This window comes from Pseudomonas sp. S8 (assembly GCF_050473925.1).
Classification (GTDB): Bacteria; Pseudomonadota; Gammaproteobacteria; order Pseudomonadales; family Pseudomonadaceae; genus Aquipseudomonas; species Aquipseudomonas parakoreensis.
Window position 1 is genome coordinate 870,408 of record NZ_JBFDVZ010000016.1, and the last position, 18,605, is coordinate 889,012.

Annotated in this window: 16 protein-coding genes, 1 tRNA gene, 1 rRNA gene and 3 pseudogenes; 9 read left to right on the forward strand and 12 right to left on the reverse strand. The window is 58.9% G+C overall.

What is annotated here, in order from left to right; all coding sequences use genetic code 11:
• Positions 1 to 43 precede the first annotated feature (43 nt).
• A 5S ribosomal RNA gene (gene rrf / locus AB1J88_RS05265) occupies positions 44 to 159 on the forward strand.
• A 74-nt stretch (positions 160 to 233) separates the two neighbouring features.
• Here rrf and AB1J88_RS05270 read toward each other — a convergent pair.
• The 3 genes from AB1J88_RS05270 to proP all read right to left on the reverse strand — a co-directional run bounded on the left by AB1J88_RS05270 (position 234) and on the right by proP (position 4,152).
• Positions 234 to 1,160, reverse strand: coding sequence for an alpha/beta hydrolase (locus AB1J88_RS05270; RefSeq protein WP_430292661.1), 927 nt, complete (start codon positions 1,158 to 1,160; stop codon positions 234 to 236).
• A 90-nt stretch (positions 1,161 to 1,250) separates the two neighbouring features.
• A complete protein-coding gene (locus AB1J88_RS05275) occupies positions 1,251 to 2,513 on the reverse strand; it encodes an MFS transporter (protein WP_430290423.1) in 1,263 nt (420 codons plus the stop codon).
• A 136-nt stretch (positions 2,514 to 2,649) separates the two neighbouring features.
• Positions 2,650 to 4,152, reverse strand: coding sequence for a glycine betaine/L-proline transporter ProP (proP, locus tag AB1J88_RS05280; protein ID WP_041071723.1), 1,503 nt, complete (start codon positions 4,150 to 4,152; stop codon positions 2,650 to 2,652).
• 230 nt (positions 4,153 to 4,382) lie between these two features.
• On the opposite strand from proP, the gene AB1J88_RS05285 reads away from it, so the two are divergent.
• On the forward strand, positions 4,383 to 6,587 hold the full coding sequence (locus AB1J88_RS05285) for an OsmC domain/YcaO domain-containing protein (protein WP_430290424.1): 2,205 nt from the start codon (positions 4,383 to 4,385) through the stop codon (positions 6,585 to 6,587).
• Between the two features lie 116 nt (positions 6,588 to 6,703).
• Here AB1J88_RS05285 and AB1J88_RS05290 read toward each other — a convergent pair whose 3' ends face one another.
• Together AB1J88_RS05290 and AB1J88_RS05295 are read right to left on the reverse strand one after the other, a co-directional pair.
• Complete coding sequence (locus AB1J88_RS05290; protein ID WP_086794872.1) at positions 6,704 to 7,540, reverse strand: SDR family oxidoreductase; 837 nt, start codon at positions 7,538 to 7,540, stop codon at positions 6,704 to 6,706.
• 105 nt (positions 7,541 to 7,645) lie between these two features.
• Complete coding sequence (locus AB1J88_RS05295; protein ID WP_430290425.1) at positions 7,646 to 7,927, reverse strand: hypothetical protein; 282 nt, start codon at positions 7,925 to 7,927, stop codon at positions 7,646 to 7,648.
• Between the two features lie 137 nt (positions 7,928 to 8,064).
• Here AB1J88_RS05295 and AB1J88_RS05300 point away from each other — a divergent pair.
• Together AB1J88_RS05300 and AB1J88_RS05305 are read left to right on the forward strand one after the other, a co-directional pair.
• Positions 8,065 to 8,225 (forward strand): annotated as a pseudogene (locus AB1J88_RS05300) (ATP-binding protein); the annotation flags it as partial.
• Between the two features lie 323 nt (positions 8,226 to 8,548).
• The gene (locus tag AB1J88_RS05305) at positions 8,549 to 10,468 is read left to right on the forward strand and encodes a tyrosine-protein phosphatase (protein WP_430290426.1); all 1,920 of its coding nucleotides are present in this window, start codon (positions 8,549 to 8,551) and stop codon (positions 10,466 to 10,468) included.
• A 115-nt stretch (positions 10,469 to 10,583) separates the two neighbouring features.
• Here the strand turns inward: AB1J88_RS05305 and AB1J88_RS05310 are convergent, their stop codons facing one another.
• From AB1J88_RS05310 to AB1J88_RS05335, 6 genes and pseudogenes are all read right to left on the reverse strand, one after another.
• On the reverse strand, positions 10,584 to 12,179 hold the full coding sequence (locus tag AB1J88_RS05310) for an EAL domain-containing protein (RefSeq protein ID WP_222019147.1): 1,596 nt from the start codon (positions 12,177 to 12,179) through the stop codon (positions 10,584 to 10,586).
• Between the two features lie 125 nt (positions 12,180 to 12,304).
• On the reverse strand, positions 12,305 to 13,285 hold the full coding sequence (locus tag AB1J88_RS05315) for an AraC family transcriptional regulator (RefSeq protein WP_430290427.1): 981 nt from the start codon (positions 13,283 to 13,285) through the stop codon (positions 12,305 to 12,307).
• Between the two features lie 180 nt (positions 13,286 to 13,465).
• Entirely contained in the window at positions 13,466 to 13,987 is a 522-nt protein-coding gene (locus AB1J88_RS05320) for a hypothetical protein (RefSeq protein ID WP_430290428.1), read from the reverse strand.
• Between the two features lie 99 nt (positions 13,988 to 14,086).
• Entirely contained in the window at positions 14,087 to 14,374 is a 288-nt protein-coding gene (locus tag AB1J88_RS05325) for a hypothetical protein (protein WP_430290429.1), read from the reverse strand.
• Positions 14,374 to 14,478, reverse strand: a pseudogene (locus AB1J88_RS05330) (PAAR domain-containing protein); the annotation flags it as partial. The pseudogene AB1J88_RS05330 and the gene AB1J88_RS05325, both read right to left, overlap by 1 nt.
• Positions 14,479 to 14,692: 214 nt before the next feature.
• The gene (locus AB1J88_RS05335; protein WP_430290430.1) at positions 14,693 to 15,055 is read right to left on the reverse strand and encodes a DUF6124 family protein; all 363 of its coding nucleotides are present in this window, start codon (positions 15,053 to 15,055) and stop codon (positions 14,693 to 14,695) included.
• A gap of 773 nt (positions 15,056 to 15,828) precedes the next feature.
• On the opposite strand from AB1J88_RS05335, the gene AB1J88_RS05340 reads away from it, so the two are divergent.
• Positions 15,829 to 16,080 carry a DUF2790 domain-containing protein gene (locus AB1J88_RS05340; RefSeq protein ID WP_430290431.1) on the forward strand — a complete coding sequence of 84 codons (252 nt, stop codon included), beginning with the start codon at positions 15,829 to 15,831 and terminating at the stop codon, positions 16,078 to 16,080.
• Between the two features lie 45 nt (positions 16,081 to 16,125).
• Here AB1J88_RS05340 and AB1J88_RS05345 read toward each other — a convergent pair whose 3' ends face one another.
• Positions 16,126 to 17,070 (reverse strand): LysR substrate-binding domain-containing protein, encoded by a 945-nt coding sequence (locus AB1J88_RS05345; protein WP_430290432.1) that lies wholly within the window; start codon positions 17,068 to 17,070, stop codon positions 16,126 to 16,128.
• Positions 17,071 to 17,157: 87 nt separating this feature from the next.
• Between AB1J88_RS05345 and mug the strand changes: the two genes are divergently transcribed.
• The 4 genes and pseudogenes from mug to AB1J88_RS05365 all read left to right on the forward strand — a co-directional run bounded on the left by mug (position 17,158) and on the right by AB1J88_RS05365 (position 18,575).
• Positions 17,158 to 17,727, forward strand: a complete 570-nt coding sequence (gene mug / locus AB1J88_RS05350; protein ID WP_430290433.1) for a G/U mismatch-specific DNA glycosylase — start codon at positions 17,158 to 17,160, stop codon at positions 17,725 to 17,727.
• Positions 17,669 to 17,809, forward strand: a pseudogene (locus tag AB1J88_RS05355) (DUF1801 domain-containing protein); the annotation flags it as partial. The gene mug and the pseudogene AB1J88_RS05355, both read left to right, overlap by 59 nt.
• Positions 17,810 to 17,947: 138 nt before the next feature.
• A tRNA-Gln gene (locus tag AB1J88_RS05360) sits at positions 17,948 to 18,022 on the forward strand.
• 172 nt (positions 18,023 to 18,194) lie between these two features.
• Complete coding sequence (locus AB1J88_RS05365; RefSeq protein ID WP_025113298.1) at positions 18,195 to 18,575, forward strand: RidA family protein; 381 nt, start codon at positions 18,195 to 18,197, stop codon at positions 18,573 to 18,575.
• Positions 18,576 to 18,605 lie beyond the last annotated feature (30 nt).

Genomic DNA, 18,605 nt, shown 5'->3' on the forward strand with positions numbered 1-18,605 from the left:
TGCTGAAGCGAGGCCAGCCGGTCACGAGTCAGTATCCGAATTTCTTGACGACCATAGAGCGTTGGAACCACCTGATCCCATCCCGAACTCAGAAGTGAAACGATGCATCGCCGATGGTAGTGTGGGGTTTCCCCATGTGAGAGTAGGTCATCGTCAAGATTAAATTCCGAAACCCCAATTGCGAAAGCAGTTGGGCTTTTGTTTTGTCCGCAGGAAAGTGCTTGGCTCGCCAATTAGCACTTAATTACCCCGATCTGACGCGAAAGCCACTTCCGGCTGTAGTCCAGAACACGACTAGCCATGGTGGTAGGAAAATGAATAAAGCCATGGGCGGACGAGGGCAGTAGATGTACTTCAACTGGTGCCGATTGTTGCCAACGCTCAGCGAGTTCCAGCGTGTCATCGCGCAGTGGATCCAGTTCGCCGGTGAACATCAACGCCGGTGGCAATCCGCTCAAATCGCCGTAAAGCGGAGACAATGGTGCCTGCCGGCGTTCATCATCACTCAATCCTGGAGTCAGCAGGCGCAGCGCCTCGACCATGCCCGGGCCGTCGAGCACCAGCGTTTCTGCAGGTGCGGCGTGTACGCTTGGGGTGCCCGCGAGATCGTAGACGCCGTAATACAGCAAAGCGCCGCAGACGCGTTGCAACAAACCGGGTGCAGGTTTGAGTGCCAATAACGTTGCGGTTGCCAAGTGTGCGCCCGCCGATTCGCCGACAACGATCACCGGCAGGCCAACGAATTCCGTGCAATTGTCGCTCAGCAGCCAGCGTGCGGCGCAAAGACAATCCGCCATCAACGCCTCAACCGGTGTATTGACTGCCAACCGATAGTCAACTGACACCACTGCCACGTTGCAAGCCTTGACCATTGCGATGTTAAGGTCATCGTTCATCCGTGCATTACCGATCACCCAGCCGCCACCGTGGTAATCAAGTACCACACCCTTGGGCTTTCCTTGTGGGCGGATGATTCGGACGGGCACTGAAGCAGCGTGCGAATGAACCACAGTGCTTTGCACTTGAAGGCCGTGCTTGACCGGTTTGTCCGCGCCGAGCATCTGACTGACGCGCAGCAATGTCTGGATCAAACGTGGCGTCAGCCGATTGCGAACGCGAAACCGCGGCAGCCAGGCGAGTTTGCGGTTGAAGCGCTGCATTTGCGCCAAATCACTCTCGCTGAACACAAGCTTGTTATCAGCCAAATCCTTCCTCCCTCGTCAGCAATTCCCACTTAACGATATAGGGTTTTACGGCGGAGCAGTGAAGGGCGCCTCACGGTCAAGAACATTCACATCATTCCCCACCCGCCGCAAGGTCTCCGGTACCGCCAACCACAACAGAACGAATGCCACCCCGGCAATCACCGCCAGGGTCAGAAATGCCGCGTTGTAACCGGCTTCCTGCAATACAACACCCGCGACGCTGGCACTTAATGCTGCGCCCAGGCCGAAAACGGTCGAGAGCGCGCCCAGGCTGACGTTGAAGTGGCCGGTGCCCAAGGTCAGATCTTTCACTACCACCGGGAACAGCGCGCCGAAGATCCCTGCGCCGACGCCGTCGAGCATCTGTACCGCCACTAGCCAGTAAGGGTCGGCGGACAAGGTGTAGAGCACGCCGCGCAACGGAAGAATCAGGAAGCCCGCGAGCAGCAGCGGCTTGCGTCCCCACACATCGGCTTTGACCCCAACCAGCAGGGCGACCGGCACCATGACCAGTTGTGCGGCGACGATACAGGCCGAAGTCAGTGGCGTCGCCATTTGCAAGTTGACCTGCGCCAGTTTCTGGCTCACCAGTGGCAGCATCGCCGCGTTAGCCAAGTGGAAGAGGGCACAACAGATGGCGAACATCAGCAGCACTTTGTTGGTCAGCAACACCGTCAATCCCGATGGCGTCTTGCCGTGGGCGGCGTCGCTTGGATCAAGTCCACGGGCGAGATCATGGTTGATGGCGTTGCTGTCGACGAAGCTCACGGCGATCACGCTGCACAGCGCCATGACCGCCATCAGATAGAACACCGCCACCGACCCGAACAAGTAGGCAAACCCACCGGCCAGCAGCGCCGCGCAGGCGTTGCCAGCATGGTTGAAAGTCTCGTTGCGTCCGGTGCGCCGGGTGAACGCGCGCGGGCCGGTGATGCCCAGGGTGATCGCCGAGATGGCCGGTGCGAACACCGATGCCGCTGCGGCGCTCAGCGCTTGAGTGATCGCCACCAGACTGAAGGACGTCACGAATGGCAATACCACGCAACTGCCGGTCACCAGCAACGCGGCAATCGCGATGACCGCTCGTTTACTGCGTGTGTTGTCGACCAGAGCACCGGCGGGTGTCTGGGTGACAAGGGCGGCGACGCCAGCGAGGGTCATCACCAGCCCAATGCTGGCCGGTTCCCAGTGATGCACGGCCAACAGGTAAATGGCCAGATACGGCCCGAGTCCGTCGCGCACATCGGCGAGGAAGAAGTTCAGGCTGTCCAACGAGAGGTTGTTGCGACGATCGGGGTGAGTGTCCACGCTGGCACCTTCGATATCGAGGTTGTTTAGAATGGCGCAACCTTCGTCAATTCAGTGAGTGGTCGTCTGCGGATTGAGTTGCACGGCGCTTATGCGGCCACTCGACTCTGTTTAGAGTGGCCGCGCTGCGAACGGCTCAGTTAATGCGCGGATGCTGCTGCACCAACTCCTTGCGTTTGGCTTCCAGTTCGGCGATTTCGGCGTCGATGTCTTCGATTTTCTGCTCGATGTGGTCGTGGTGTTCCTTGAGCAGTTCCTTGGCTTCCTCAAGGTCAGACGCCGCCGGTGCAGCACCCCGTAGCGGTTTGTTGGCGGTCTCTTTCATGGTCACGCCGGTGATCAGGCCAACCACGGCAATCACCATCAGGTAGTAGGCCGGCATGTACAGGTTGTTGGTACTTTCCACCAGCCAGGCCACGGCGGTCGGGGTCAGACCAGCGATCAGCACCGAGACGTTGAACGCAGCGGCCAAGGCGCTGTAGCGGATGTGCGTGGGAAACATCGCCGGCAGGGTCGAGGCCATGACGCCGATGAAGAAATTCAGCAACACCGCGAGGATCAGCAAACCGGAAAAGATCAGGCCGATCTTGCCGCTGTTGATCAGCATGAACGCCGGAATCGCCAGCAGAAACAGACCGATACTGCCGACAACAATGAAGGGCTTGCGGCCAATCTTGTCGCTGATAAAGCCGATCGCCGGCTGCACGAACAGCATGCCGACCATGATCGCGATGATGATCAGCACGCCACGGTTTTCGCTGTAGTGCAGGTTGTGCGACAAATAGCTCGGCATGTAGGTCAGCAGCATGTAATAGGTGACGTTAGTCACCGCCACCACGCCAATGCAGGTCATCAGGCTGCGCCAGTGCTTGGTCGCGACTTCCTTGAACGAGACTTTCGGCCCGCCCGCCAGACCTTCACGGTCGCCTTCTTCGAGTTTTTCGACGTGCTGCTGAAATGCCGGAGTTTCTTCCAGTGCATGCCGCAGATAGAGGCCGATCATACCCAGCGGCAGGGCGAGGAAGAACGGCAGGCGCCAGCCCCATTCGAGGAATTTCTCTTCGCCGATGATCGTCGAGATCAGCACCACCACGCCGGCACCGAGGACGAAGCCGGCAATCGAACCGAAGTCCAGCCAGCTGCCGAGGAAGCCGCGTTTGCGGTCGGGCGCGTATTCGGCAACGAAGATCGAGGCGCCGGTGTACTCACCGCCGACCGAAAAACCCTGAGCCATTTTCGCCAGCAACAGCAGGATCGGCGCCCAGATGCCGATCGACTCATAGGACGGTATCAGGCCGATGGCGAAGGTGCTCAGCGACATGATCACGATGGTCGCGGCCAGCACTTTCTGCCGCCCGTATTTGTCGCCCAGCGCACCGAAGAACAGCCCGCCCAGCGGACGAATCAGGAACGGCACTGAGAAGGTCGCCAGCGCTGCAATCATCTGTACACCAGGATCAGCCCCGGGGAAGAAGATCTTGCCGAGTGCATAGGCGACAAATCCGTAGACCCCGAAGTCGAACCATTCCATGGCATTGCCCAGCGCGGCGGCGGTGATCGCTTTGCGCATCTTGGCGTCGTCGACAATGGTGATGTCTTTCAATCCGATGGGATTGACCTTGTTTTTCCTTGATTTCATGCGGGTCACTCATAGCTGAACGGATTCGATGCCATTGTTTTGGTGGCATGGGTTCTTTCCGTCAGATACAAGAAGACACGAAATAATTCACTGCTCGTGGCATTTTTGTCGCCCGCAGCCGCACAGGCGCCGCACAGCCCACTCGGCGATGATTACGCAAAAGCACAAGACGTCAGGCTGAAAACCCGGATAATGGCCGCCAATTCGTTTTTGCTCTCTGGTAAACCCGCATGGAAATCAAGGTCAACTTTCTCGACAACCTTCGACTTGAAGCCAAGTTCGACGACTTCACGGTGATTGCCGATCAGCCCATTCGCTACAAAGGCGATGGCTCGGCACCGGGGCCGTTCGACTACTTCCTGGCGTCGTCGGCCTTGTGCGCGGCTTACTTTGTGAAGCTGTATTGCGAGACGCGTAACATCCCGACCGACAATATTCGCCTGTCGCAGAACAACATCGTCGACCCGGAAAATCGCTACAACCAGATCTTCAAGATTCAGGTCGAATTGCCGGCGGACATCTCTGAAAAGGATCGCCTGGGCATTCTGCGTTCGATTGATCGCTGCACGGTGAAGAAGGTCGTGCAGACCGGTCCCGAGTTTGTGATCGAGGAAGTCGAAAACCTCGACGCCGACGCGCAGGCGCTGCTGATGCCGCATTCGACGTCGGAGGCGGGCACTTACATCGTTGGTAAAGACCTGCCGCTTGAGCAGACCATCGCCAATATGTCGGGGATTCTCGCGGATCTGGGGATGAAGATCGAGATCGCCTCGTGGCGCAATATCGTGCCTAACGTCTGGTCGCTGCACATCCGTGACGCGCACTCGCCGATGTGCTTCACCAACGGCAAGGGCGCGACCAAAGAGGGCGCACTGGCCTCGGCGCTGGGCGAGTTCATCGAGCGCCTGAACTGCAACTTCTTCTACAACGATCAATTCTGGGGCGAAGACATCGCCACCGCCGAGTTCGTGCATTACCCGAACGAGCGTTGGTTCAAGCCCGGCCCGAAAGACGAGCTGCCGGCAGAGATTCTCGACGACTACTGCCTGGACATTTACAACCGCGACGGCGAACTCAAAGGCTCGCACCTGTACGACACCAACTCCGGCAACACCCAGCGTGGCATCTGCTCGCTGCCGTTCGTGCGCCAGTCGGATGGTGAGGTGGTGTACTTCCCGTCGAATCTGATCGAAAACCTGTTCCTGAGTAATGGCATGAGCGCCGGCAACACGTTGGCTGAAGCCCAGGTGCAGTGCCTGTCGGAGATCTTCGAGCGCGCGGTCAAACGCGAAATCCTCGAAGGCGAAATGGCCCTGCCGGACGTGCCGCAGGAAGTACTGGAAAAGTACCCGAGCATTCTCGCCGGGATCAAAGGCCTGGAAGAGCAGGGCTTCCCGGTGCTGGTGAAGGATGCGTCGCTGGGTGGTGAATTCCCGGTGATGTGCGTGACCCTGATGAACCCGCGCACCGGTGGTGTGTTCGCCTCGTTCGGCGCGCACCCGAGCCTGGAAGTGGCGCTGGAGCGCAGCCTGACCGAGCTGCTGCAAGGCCGCAGCTTCGAAGGCTTGAACGATTTGCCGCAACCGACGTTCTCCGGCCAGGCAGTGACCGAACCGAACAACTTCGTCGAGCACTTCATCGACTCCAGCGGTGTGGTGTCGTGGCGCTTCTTCAGTGCCAAGTCTGACTTCGAATTCGTCGAGTGGGACTTCTCGGGGCAGGGCGAAAACTCCAACGCCGAAGAAGCCGCAACGCTGTTCGGCATTCTCGAAAACCTGGGCAAAGAAGCCTACATGGCGGTCTACGACGATCTCGGCGCCAACGCTTGCCGGATCCTGGTGCCGGATTACTCGGAAATCTACCCGGTCGACGATCTGATCTGGGACAACACCAACAAGGCCCTGCAATTCCGCGCCGACATCCTCAACCTGCACAGCTTGAGCAAAGTCGGTCTGCGCAACCTGGCCCAAGGCCTGGAAAACAGCGAGCTGGATGATTACACCGACATCACCACGCTGATCGGTATCGAGTTCGACGACAACACGCCGTGGGGCAAGCTGACCATTCTGGAACTGCGCCTGCTGATCTACCTCGCCCTGCAGAAATTCGAGCAGGCCAAGGACCTGGTCGAAGCGTTCCTGCAATACAACGACAACACTGTCGAACGCGGCTTGTTCTATCAGGCGATGAATGTGTGCCTGGAGATGGAGCTGGACGAAGACCTGGAACTGGCCGATTACGAAGCCAACTTCCGTCGCATGTTCGGCGACGAGCGCATGGACGCGGCGATTGGTTCGGTCAACGGCAGTGTGCGTTTCTACGGTCTGACACCGACCAGCATGAAGCTCGAAGGGCTGGATCGGCATTTGCGTCTGATCGACAGTTACAAAAAGCTGCACACCGCGCGGGCGAATGCGGCGGCGTTGAAGCGCTGATAGCAGACGGTCACTTCGTAGTGAGGAGCCTGTGGCGAGGGGCTGAATCCCCTCTCCACGGTTGCGTAAACCTGTGCGGGCGGGCTTGCCAAAGAACAGGTCGTCTCAGTGAATGATTACTGCGGCGCCAGATCGCCGTACAAGTACGCCGCCGTCACACCCCCATCCATCAAGAAATCGCTACCCGTAATAAACGTGCCTTCCGGCCCCATCAGCAACGCACCGACCGCGCCGACTTCATCTGGTGTGCCACCGCGTCCGGCGGCGCTCAAGTCGATCATGCGCTGATAGCCGGGTCCACGCGGGCCGCTCAGTTCGTCTCGTGCCAGCGGGGTGAAAATGATCCCCGGGCTGATGGTATTGACCCGCGCCCCACGCTTGCCCCAACGCACCGCCTCGGCCATCACCCGCAATGAGTTACCGCGTTTGGAAATCTGGTAAGCGTGCAAGGGATCGCTGATCTGATCAGCTTGTAGCATCGGTAACGCCAACAGTTCTTCCACCGGCGTGGTGGCCAGTGCCTTGTTCTGCTCGACACTCAGAGCCGGCAGGCGATGGCCAGACTGCGAGGCGATCACCACCGCCGAGCCGCCCTTGGCGATGACATTACCGAATTCCTCCAGCACCAGCGCCGTGCCATACAGATCCACTCGAAGAATGGTCGCGACTGGCGCCTGCGAAGGGGAAACGCCAGCGGCAAGGATCACGCCGCTGATCTCGCCGATGGCGGTGGCGGTCTGCACCAGGGCCTGCACCGATTCACGAGAGGCGATGTCGACGACCGTCGCGGTGACCTCAAACCCTGCATCGAAAAGGACTCTGGCTGCTGCGTCGGCGTTCTCCTGTTTCAGGTCAGCCAGTACCACATGCTTGCCGGCACTGACCCGGCGGGCGATGGCCTGGCCAATAGAACCGGGACCGATGACGACGATCACTTGTGCAGGATTTTTCATGGTGGGCAGCTCTTTCCAAGTGTTCCGTCACCTTATAGGGCTGTTCATTGCTCAACAATACGGTTTTGATTGCTAGGGTTCATGAGCAGAACTCATCAATTGTCTTCAGCGTTTGCACTGCGCCTGCACCACCTGACAGGTGTTCGGCGTGCCTCCGGAGCGGCTCGCATAGCGCATGCAGTTATTCATCGACTTCTTGCGCGCCATGCTCAAGGTGTCGCCCCAGGCCAGACCACCTTCGCCGGAAGTGGGCACGGCTTTGGCGTAGCAGTTCGAGCCGTTGGTGGCGTAGCGTTTGCTCGAACAGCCGGGCATCAGCGCCATGCCGGTGGCGAGCAGGGTAAGTAGCACCCAGGACGAGCATTGGCGTGCGGTGATTGTGGTCATCTGGGTTCCTCGTGGGGCAAGCGCCTCAGTGGCCTCGCTGACAGGCGTTGGGCATTATCCAGCAATCGACATAAGGAAGCGTCCCCAATGCGTGCACCCACACTACACCTGATGTGCGGCAAGATCGCCTCGGGTAAAAAGTGGATGACGCCATCTGCCGTGCTCGGTTGCATGCACGCAACACGCTGGCCGAGCATGAGTTGGCGGCGTCGGAGCGGAGTTTGATTTGATCACTCGATACTTTAAGGCGCCAGACATGGGCGAGGGGCTGGAGATGGTCATGCACCGAAACCGCTAGCAGGCAAGCTCCCACTTTGTATCTCTGGCAGCTGCCAATCCTGAGCTCACCGCAAAAAAACTGTGGGAGCTGGCTTGCCAGCGGTGGGGCCGTGTCAGTCTCCATCCTTCCCGGCTGATCGGCCGCCTTCGCTGGCAAGCCAGCTCCCACAGGGTTATCTGTTGCTCCCGGAATTTTCGAAACAAACTGATCCCTGACGGACAAAAAACGCAGCCCATGGCCCGATCGCGCAGCCATTTTCTTGCGCAGTCGTTCTGTCATATTCGGTATCAGTTGATTGCAGATAGTAGCCAGCCCAACGCTAATTCCAATGAGGCTGCACTGTGTTTCAACGTCTTGTGTGTTCGCTGTCTGTTCTGAGCCTGTCCATCGCTGCTGTCCAGGCTGCCGAGCCGGTCGTGCTCGACACGCCCCGCCTGAAAAGCATCGACAACTTCCGTGATGTCGCCGGGCTGACCACCGCGTATTCCACGGCCCACGATGGCACGATGCGCGGTGGCGTGTTCTACCGCTCCAACGCGATCACGCCGTCGGCAGCGGATCTGGCGACCCTCAACAGCCTCGGCATCAAAGCCGTCTACGACCTGCGCACGCCGAGCGAAATCGCTGGTACGCCGGACACAATGCTGAGCGGCGCGAGCTACCAGAACATCGACATCATCGGCAGCACCACCTCGGGCGCGAACATCACCACCGTGTCGTTCAAAAGTGCCGCCGATGCCATCGCCATGATGGAACAGACCAACCGCGCCTTCGTCAGCGACGCGGGGATGCGCGGGCAGTTCGGCAAGTTATTCAACGAACTGGCCAGCACCGACGGCGCGCAACTGTTCCATTGCACCGCCGGCAAGGACCGCACGGGCTGGACGGCCGCCGTGCTGCAGAGCATCGCCGGAGTCGACAACGCGACCATCATGGCCAACTACCTGGCGACCAACGACTACACGGCCGCGCGCGTCGCCGCGACCCTCAAGGCGTTGCCGCCGAGCATGGCCTCGATCTATGCGCCGCTGCTTGGCGTGCAGGCCAGCTACCTGCAGGCCGGTCTTGATGAAGTCACCGCCGAATACGGCAGCATGGACAACTACCTCAAACAAGGTCTTGGCCTGTCGCAGGAAACCATCTACGTGCTGCGCGGCAAACTGGTCGAATACAACAGCCTGCCGGTGCAGGCCGGATTGGTCGGCAACGCCGCTGCCGGTGCTGAATTACTGCGTCAATTGCAGAACACCAACCTGTCTGGCACCTACAGCGCCTACAACTATTACCTGCAATCAGCGATCGACGCCGGCACCCTCGGCGGTGTCGAAGCTCAGGTCGGCGGCCAGGTTCACGCCGACGCCGCCAGCTATTTGCTGCGGCAGAACGCGTTGATCGAACAAGCCGCCGCCCCCTACGCCAGCGGCTCCGATCTGAAAGTCGGTCAATACCGGTTGTGGACCACCGCGCTCGCCGGTTACCTCGGCACCGACGGCTCGTCCCACGCCGAGAGCAGCAACGAACACAGCCAAGGCCTGATGGTCGGCATCACCCAGCGCTTCTCCGAACAACTCAGCGCTCGCGGCGGTTTCGGCTACAGCAAAGGCACCGTCGGCGGTGCGGGCGGCGAGGCCGATACCGACTTCACCTTCTTCGACCTCGGTGCGCGCTACGGCTTCACCAGCCTGGAACGCGGGCTGTTCGTCGACGCCAATGTCAGCGCCGGCTACGTCGATTACGCCAGCAAGCGCGAACTCGGCGGCGGCCTCGGCACGGCCAAGGGCGACACCCACGGCAACCTCACCGGCGCAACATTGGCGCTGGGTTACCGCGCACCGGTCAACGGCATGATCCTCGAACCCAGCCTCGGTGTGCGAATCAGCCACCTCGACCTCAAAGGCTTCCAAGAGAAGGGCAGCGAACTGGCACTCGACGTCGACGACAACACCGCCACCCGCCGCAGCGCCGTCGCCAACCTCAACGTGGCGTTCGCCCCGGTGGCGATGGGCGCGTGGCAACTGGTGCCAGGCGTACAAGTCGGCTACGAGCGCACGCTGGGCAACAACGACGTCAACAGCCAGGGCCACCTGCTGGGCCTCGACATCGAACAACGCGCTGCCTTCGACAACCGCGACCAGTTCAGCGGCGGCGTCAACCTGATGGCCAGCCTTGGCGCCGTCAGCGTCGGCGCAGAAGTCGGTGCCAGCGGCGGTGGTGACAGCCACGGTTTCAGCGGCAGCCTCAAGGCCAGTTACGCGTTTTAAGTGATGGGATGACAATCAGGTCAAGGATGACCCCGAAACTGAGGAGCGCTCCCAAACCTGTGGCGAGGGAGCTTGCTCCCGCTGGGCTGCAAAGCGGCCCCAAAAACCTGCCTTGTCAAACACACTCAGCCAGCTCGCCGACCTGACCATTCAATTCCGCACCCGCCCCACAACGCTCCCCAACGAACCGCAAAAACTCCCCCGCAGGCATCGGCTTGGCAAACAACCAACCCTGCCCGAAATCCACCCCACGATTGCGCAGATACTCCAGCTGCGCCTCTGTCTCAATCCCTTCAGCCACCACCTTCAAGCGCAAACTCTTGGCCATGTCGATGATGTGCGCCGTCACCGAACTCGCCTCTGCATCGCGCCCGATGGTGTCGACAAACGACTTGTCGATTTTCAGTACATCCAGCGGCAACTGCTGCAAATGCTGCAGGCTGGAAAACCCGGTGCCGAAATCATCGATAGCTGCCAGATGCCCCAACTCGCGTGCCTGATTCATCGTTTGCCGCGCTGATTCGATCTGCACAAAACCGCGCTCCGTGGCCTCCAGCCAGATCTGGCTCGGCCACACATCAGCCTTGCTAATCGCGGACTTGAGTCGGGGCAGGAAACGGCCGCTGCTGACATCCGCCGCCGCCAGATTGATCGCCACATGCAGGTTGCGCTCTTTGACCAGAAGCGGCCCCAGATCCTGCACGACGTGATCGATCACCTGGTCGGTGATCGGCAGAATCAACCCGCTCTCTTCGGCCAGCGGGATAAACAGATCGGGCCGCACCAGGCTGCCGTCCGGATGCCGCCAGCGCACCAGCGCTTCGGCCCCGACACAGGCGCCATCGCTCAAATCCATGATCGGCTGATAGTGCACGATGAACTCACGATTGCGCACCGCCAGCTCCAGCTCGGCCAGTGGCGACAAACGCCGGCGCGTGCGCCGCACGATCAACAGCGCAAGCATCCCGGCAATCAACCCGCCTATCGGCAGCAACAGCATCTCGCGGCGCACCAGCCCTTGCAGCAACTCATGACGCGATACCGCCGCAATCGCCACCCAGTCACCGCTGTGCACCAGCGTATACAGATAACCATCCTCCAGCGCCGAAGCAGGGCCCAGATGCACGCGACTCATGAAGCGCTCCGTCCCCGGCCGCGAAATTCCCACCAGATGCCCGGCAGCGGTACCGACCATCAAATGCACATCGTCCTCGACCAGGACCTGCAAAAACTGCTCGGGGTCGACCAGCACATTGAAGGCCGCGTACTGCAGCGCCATCATCGGCTTGGCTGGCACGATCCGCGCTTGTACGCCGAGCGACACGCGCACGCCATCAGATGTAATGAAGTCTTCTTTCCACGGCGTCACCCGATGGCCCACCGGCCCCCACGAACCGCAGGCATAAACCTCTTCCTCGACATAGCCGATCGACTTCACCGCGAACGTGTTGATCGTCAGCAGACGCATCTCGTCGATGCTCTCCGGCGTACACGGTGCAAGGCTCGACGCGGCGACGCTCTTCAGCACCCCGGCGGCTTCATGGAAAGTATTGTTGGCGCGGCTGGATGCCACGGACGCCAGCGATTCGAGACGTTGCTGCGCCGCTGCCAGGTTCAACACCCAGGCGACGTAACCCATCAAAAGTACGGGAAGCAAGACACACGGAAGGCCCAGGAGAATGCTCCCCCAGACAATGCGTTTTTTGTTCATTTGACGCCACCTTGGCCCACGGCCCGTGACGTGCGGCTGCACGGCTGTTAATCAGCGTCTACAGATTAGCGCTGGCGCGATCGGCCGATCTTGCCGCAGATCAATACTCTCGTCGCCCACGCCTGTCAGCGTCGCGCGCGCGCGCCCGAACGCAAATCTGCCGGACTGACCCCATACGCCTGCTGAAAATACTGACAAAACCGCCCGACATTGCTGAAGCCAAAGCGCAACGCCACCTCCGTCACCGACGCCGAATGCCGCAGCGCCTCGAAAGCCCGCTCCAGTCGCACCTGCCGCTGATACGCCACAATCGACATCCCGACAAACCGCCGAAACCCCTCCTGCAAAGCGCGCTGACTGACATTGCTCAACCGCGCCAGCTCTACGCCACTGACCAATTGCTCCGGATGCGCCTGAATGAACGCCATCGCCAACTTCACATGCCGCGGCGCCACCCTCGGTGCAGGCTGGCGCAACGCCTCGGTAAAATTGTGCGGCCACGCCTCCAGCACCGCATCAATCAACATCTCGCGCAACCGCGACGGCATCAGCGTGCCGCTGTTGAGCAACAGATCAAACTCCGTGCCCGTCGCCAGATCAATCAACGCCTTGATCCCCCGAAACGCCGCCGTGTGCAGATCCACCACCGGCTCAAACACAATCTTCTGCACAACCGGCCGCCCCAACAACGCCGCCAACCGCTCCGTGAGCTGCGCCCGACTCACGGAAATCCCGTGCTGCGCATGATCGTCGAGAAACCGCATCGAACGGATATCCGCCTTATCAATCGCCAACCCCACCTGCGCCACACCGACGGACTCGGTACGGTGGTTGAACACAATCTTGCCCGCCGTGGGAATCACGAAGGTGATCTCATCCTGCGGGGCGGGGAAGGTGACAGTGAAATCACCGTGGTAATGCATGCGCCGGAAACTCACGCCGTCGTGCCTGCCGTAGACACCGCCGATGATGATGCTGGAAGGGATTGGCGGGGAGTCGGCGTAGCGATTGCCGAAGAACCGGGAGAAGAGGGCGCCGAAGTCTTCGGCGTGGAGGTTTTCGGAGCGGAGGATGATTGTTTGGCGGGGTGGGGCAACGGAGTACACCTTGGGGCACCTTTTTTTGGGGCTCTTGGGTAAGTGGCGCAGGGGAGGTTAGCAGGTTGGGGGTGACAGGTTTGTGACGGGAGATTGAGTCACTGGAGACGGCCAATAACCCCCAGGTATATCCGGCAGCAGCGGGCAGATACTTCAGGTCATTCCTTGCTTCGGTGTTATCTAAAAAGATTAAGGGTTTTTAAATATCTGTTCTGTCATTTTTGTGGTTGGAATGATCAATGACTTTGTGTAATAGGTTTTATATCCATACGCGGTAATGCGTACCTTGCAGGGTATAAAAGCTTTATTGGCTAGTAGCGGTCGGACGGCTTCGTAATCATTCAGATCGAGTTGCGTCCCATCGGGTCTTGTATTGTAAAAAACAAGTTCTGAAGTGAAGGTGTAATTTGGTCGGGTTTGGCTGCTCGCGCTCACCAGGCCTTCAGCCTTTATATTGATTGAATGCTCGGACGAAAAATCCATATCGCCATCTAACGAGCAGGTCAGCGTTGGCGTGAGCTGATTAGAGTTTTCGAAATCATTGAATGCGCTAGCCAGGTCCACTGTTGAAGTAAATTTCACAGTGAAAAGATTATTCGGCCCTAATTCAAAAGACGATAAAGAGAGGTCTGCGGGAGGGATGTTGGCTGTTTTTATACAGCCAGCGCAGAGAAGTAATGTCAGGTAGACGAAGCAGCGATATAGATTCATTGACCGAAAATACCATTGATGGAAGCAAAAATCAGATCGAGCGCTGATTTTGTTTCCTGAACAGGTTGAATGAACATCCAGTTATTCGGCTCGTCTTGTTTACCTCTTTGCGCACATTTCAATTTCAGCTTGTGTTGACGCTTTTGTGTCAATACCTAATCTGTATTTGCAATAGTCAATGATGTCTTGCCTTTGCTCGTTCGTGAGTTTTTCTACTCGACGGTAATTTCCGTCGTTTGCATGGGTGTTTATAAATTTTACACGCATGGTTGGCTTTTTCTTAATGAAGAAAATTCGATTAACTTCGCCATCAGAAACTTCGTTATAGAAACCCACGTTCAGCATGATCAAAAGCAAGACCAATCCAGCAACTATAAAATATTTCATTCGAAGAAAACGTCAGGAGACCCGGAGGCTATTGGATTGACTCCATGCCTTGGTAGTGGGCAGGACGTGGGATCGGTAATACGAGCGGCAGGTTTGCCCGACATCTTGAACATCCTTGTAGAAATAACGGCAGTCGAAGTTTGGCATAGAGGCAGGCTGCAAACCATAGCAGGGCGATCTTGAGCTTTCGGAACGAGGTGTTGGGAATCTGAGAATTCGCCTATCGATTCGTCCTGAAAGCAGATGCCTAATGCGTTCCCGTTTCTGGTTGGTCCCTCCGTGACGGACTATTTAACGCCGCCATGGAGAGAGCGTTCGTTATGCCGTCGGCACAACATTATCCAGCGCCTGATTCACCGCTAACTCCCCCAGCATCACCACTTGCGCAATGCCCAGCAGGGTCTTGCGAATCGGGCCCTCAACCAGCGCCGCGACATCCCCCAACATCTCCGTCGCCGAACCCAGTGATTCACTGGCGTTCGCCAGCAATTCCTCGGTGGCGATTTTGGGGTTGGCGAGGAACATGGCGTTGGGTGTGTAGGGCGTCGCCATGATTGGGCTGGCGGGGTTCAGGTAGTGGTCTAGGGCGCGTTCGGCGGCTTCGCTGAGTCTTCGGGAATCTGGGGATTCGTAGGGTGAGACTGTTTCGGTTTCGGGTGGGTTTGGTGTGACCTTGAACATAGTGAAGCTCCATATGTGGCTAAGGGAACCATCACATTCGCTACCAAACGAGGGTGGTGGCCATTACGAAGGTTGGTAGACCGGCACACATGGAAAAACCGGCGTGCTCGAAAGCACCCTGCGCATGGCCACCATAAAACGCAGGCACCAGAAGGCATCTGTGTAAGGTGACGTTTTGCGCCATGTGTGAACCGGGCTACCAAACCCGATCGCTGCTTTTCAGCGACCGAACCACGATAAAACCCGCACCCTGGGCGCACAAGCCGGCGGATTCTGGCGTAGTCGTAAGCAATGGCGCAAGGCGTTGTAGCCTGGAATGACGTAACGGCGAGTGTTTTTAAACGCGTGCGGGGAAAGGGGTAAACGTGAGGCTTTTCGGGGCTGCGCTTTTCGTGAACGGATGGTTTGGCAAAGAGGAAAGCGGGGCAGTGCGACGTTTCGCTAAATCCCCTCGCGACGAGGATAGTTGTTGTGTGGGAATCAGAGGCTTCGGAGGATGGAGCTGACTCAGGTTCATCGCTGACTGGACTGACGCCTTCGCGAGCAGGCTCGCTCCCACATGGCTTTTTCGGTGTACACGCATGTTGTGCTCGGTACAAAACCGGTGGGAGCGAGCTTGCTCGCGAATGGGATATCCACGGTACTCAAGTCTTATTCATCACCATTCTGGACACAGTGTTTGTCCAGCCGACCGATTTTTGCTGTGCGCTTCAACCCCTAACATCGTCTCCACTCCGTGAACAAACACGGTTCCCCACGAGACGGTGAACATCATGAAACTTGCAAAAATCGCTCTTCTTCTGGCCTTTGGCGGTATCGGCGCGCAGGCGTTTGCGGCGGATGAAACCGCGCCAGTCGAGGCGTACAACGCCGCCGCTCACCTAGACATCGCCCACGTGGTGTCGATCTCCGAGGCGGCCAATCAGTGCGGCGCGGTGCCGGTGCAGATGACTTATGACGACTCGACCGGTGCACGGCATGTCGTGCAATATCAGGTGATGGGCAGCGGCTGCTCCAACGGTTGATGGTTGATGCCGGCGCTGGAGGGGCGACACTCCAGGTCTGCGGCACTAAGCGTTGGCGAGTGGTCTGGCGCCGGCCATGTCTTCATCGGACGCCAGCAGTTGCGGGATGGCGGTTTTCAGGAACTCCACCCAGGTCTTGATTTTGGCGTCGACGAATTTGCGCGACGGGTAAATCGCAAACAGGTTGTATTCCTCCAGGCGGTACTGCGGCAGGACTCGCACCAGCGAGCCTCCAACCAATCCTTCGACGGCTGATGCCAGCGGCTGAATGCCGATGCCCATGCCATTTCTGATCGCCGTGGCCATGCCGTCGGCGGTGTTGATGTGGAAGGGCGAGTCGGGGATATTCTGGGTTTCCATGCCCTGTGGCCCTTCGAACACCCAGTTTTCTGCGGGCATCACCGTGTTGACGATGCGCAGGCAATCGTGTGCGGCGAGGTCGGCAGGTGTAGCGGGGTGGCCGCGTTTGGCCAAGTATGACGGCGATGCACAGAGAATGCTGTAAGTGGTGCCCAGGCGTTGCGCGACGAAACCGGAATCCGGCAGGTCGCGGGCGAGGACGATCGACATGTCGTAGCTTTCTTCGAGCAGGTCGGGCAGACGGTTGCTCAGGGTCAGGTCGAACATCACCGTGGGGTGAATCTCGCGGTAGCGGGCAATGGCGTTGATCACGTAGTGATTGCCGATGGCGGCCATGGCGTGGATCTTCAGACGCCCGACCGGCAAGGTCTGGGCGGTGCCGGCTTCTTCATCGGCGTCGCGCAAGTCATCAAGAATTTTTTCGGCGCGCTGCAAATAACGTACGCCGGCTTCGGTCAACGCGAGGCGGCGGGTGGTGCGGTTGATCAGGCGCGTGTGCAGCCGGGTTTCGAGACTGGAGACGGCTTTTGATACGTTGGTCGTGGTGGTGTCGAGCACGTCGGCCGCGGCGGTGAAACTGCCGCTTTGGGCCACGGCGACGAAGCAGCGCAGGGTCTGAATAACGTCCATCGTTGTTGTTGGCTCTGTGGATGGGATGGCCATTCTAGAGTTTGCCGTGGGTGGTGTTGCAATTGTTTGCGAGCGAGGGGCGGGCGCATGGCGGGTGAAAGGCTGGAAGACATTCTGGCGCCGGAACTTTCGGTGGTGTTCTGCGGGATCAATCCGGGGTTACTCGCGGCGGCGCAGGGGCATCATTTTGCCGGGCGCGGGAATCGCTTCTGGCGCACCTTGCATCTGGCCGGGTTTACGCCGCATGAGGTGCAGGCGGAGGACGATCAAAGCATCCTGCAATTTGGCTGCGGCTTGACGGCGGTGGTCGAGCGGCCGACGGCGCGGGCAGATCAGTTGGCGGCGCAGGAATTCGCTGCGGCGGCTCTGGGCTTTGAACAGAAGATCAGCCGCTATGCGCCGCGTTATGTGGCGTTTCTCGGCAAGGCTGCGTATGCCGCGTTGTCGGGGCAGACAGTGGTGGCGTGGGGAGCGCAGGCGAAGACTTTGGGTGGCGCGCACGTGTGGGTATTGCCTAATCCCAGTGGGCGCAATCGGGCCTTCTCTCTTGAGCAATTGGTCGCGGCCTATCAGGAATTGCATCAGGTATTGATCGCAGGCCGATCCAGCGGGGTTGTTCAACGCCAGCCTGGAGGGCAACACCCGCCGGGCGATTGATTTTCACGAGGGCGATCCGGTCGATGCGCAGGCCTTGAAAGCGCTGATTCGCAAGGCGATTGCGCTGAAGGTGTCGAAGTGAATCGTGGCGTTTGTCTTGATTCAGAAAATAACTGGCTGTTTTAAAACAAATTTTTTTGCACTCAGGGCTTCCCAGATCAAAAAAAGGTTGGTAAATTGCGGCCCATTCTCGCAGAGCTTGTTACAGAGCTTGAGATACAGGGGCGTCGCCAAGCGGTAAGGCAGCAGGTTTTGATCCTGCCATGCGTTGGTTCGAATCCAGCCGCCCCTGCCATATTCAGAAAAAACGCCAGTCCGAAAGGGCTGGCGTTTTTTTATGCGCGCGATTTTTGTCCGGCAGCGAGGGTTGCCTGAGCCGTACCGGAAGACTGTTGTAAACTGCCCCGCGAAAAGTCCCGGCGGGTTGTTGGCCGGCGACACTCATTCTCTCCAGACAAGAGACTTACATGGCTAATCACGACCTCAGCTTCACCCCTGATCCGGATGCGGATTCGATTTCCTCCGATGTTGTCGGTTTCAACGGCATTCTGGTCTCGACCCAGATCCCGACCCGCGCCGATGGCAGCCTGGAACTGGGGGATATCACCCTGCAAAGCGAATGCACCCTGCAGGCACTGAAAGTGGCGCTGGAGCGGGCGGGCAGTTCGATGGATCGGGTGATGCACCTGACCATTTACCTCACCGACATGGCCGACCGCGCTGCGTTCAATGAAGTCTACAAGCGCTTCTTCGCCAAGCCATGGCCGGTGCGCGCGGCGGTGGGCGTGGCGTCGCTGGCGGTGGAAGGCATGCGCGTGGAAGTCACCGCGATGGCCGCCAAGGCCTGATCAACCTGCAAAATCGTGCTGGTTGGCCAG

Bases quoted from the DNA above. Each gene is read 5' to 3' on its own strand.
- AB1J88_RS05270 (WP_430292661.1), bottom strand. From the start codon at position 1,160: ATGCAGCGCTTCAACCGCAAACTCGCCTGGCTGCCGCGGTTTCGCGTT.
- proP (WP_041071723.1), bottom strand. From the start codon at position 4,152: ATGAAATCAAGGAAAAACAAGGTCAATCCCATCGGATTGAAAGACATC.
- AB1J88_RS05285 (WP_430290424.1), top strand. From the start codon at position 4,383: ATGGAAATCAAGGTCAACTTTCTCGACAACCTTCGACTTGAAGCCAAG.
- AB1J88_RS05290 (WP_086794872.1), bottom strand. From the start codon at position 7,540: ATGAAAAATCCTGCACAAGTGATCGTCGTCATCGGTCCCGGTTCTATT.
- AB1J88_RS05295 (WP_430290425.1), bottom strand. From the start codon at position 7,927: ATGACCACAATCACCGCACGCCAATGCTCGTCCTGGGTGCTACTTACC.
- AB1J88_RS05310 (WP_222019147.1), bottom strand. From the start codon at position 12,179: ATGAACAAAAAACGCATTGTCTGGGGGAGCATTCTCCTGGGCCTTCCG.
- AB1J88_RS05320 (WP_430290428.1), bottom strand. From the start codon at position 13,987: ATGAATCTATATCGCTGCTTCGTCTACCTGACATTACTTCTCTGCGCT.
- AB1J88_RS05325 (WP_430290429.1), bottom strand. From the start codon at position 14,374: ATGAAATATTTTATAGTTGCTGGATTGGTCTTGCTTTTGATCATGCTG.
- AB1J88_RS05335 (WP_430290430.1), bottom strand. From the start codon at position 15,055: ATGTTCAAGGTCACACCAAACCCACCCGAAACCGAAACAGTCTCACCC.
- AB1J88_RS05340 (WP_430290431.1), top strand. From the start codon at position 15,829: ATGAAACTTGCAAAAATCGCTCTTCTTCTGGCCTTTGGCGGTATCGGC.
- AB1J88_RS05345 (WP_430290432.1), bottom strand. From the start codon at position 17,070: ATGGACGTTATTCAGACCCTGCGCTGCTTCGTCGCCGTGGCCCAAAGC.
- mug (WP_430290433.1), top strand. From the start codon at position 17,158: ATGGCGGGTGAAAGGCTGGAAGACATTCTGGCGCCGGAACTTTCGGTG.
- AB1J88_RS05365 (WP_025113298.1), top strand. From the start codon at position 18,195: ATGGCTAATCACGACCTCAGCTTCACCCCTGATCCGGATGCGGATTCG.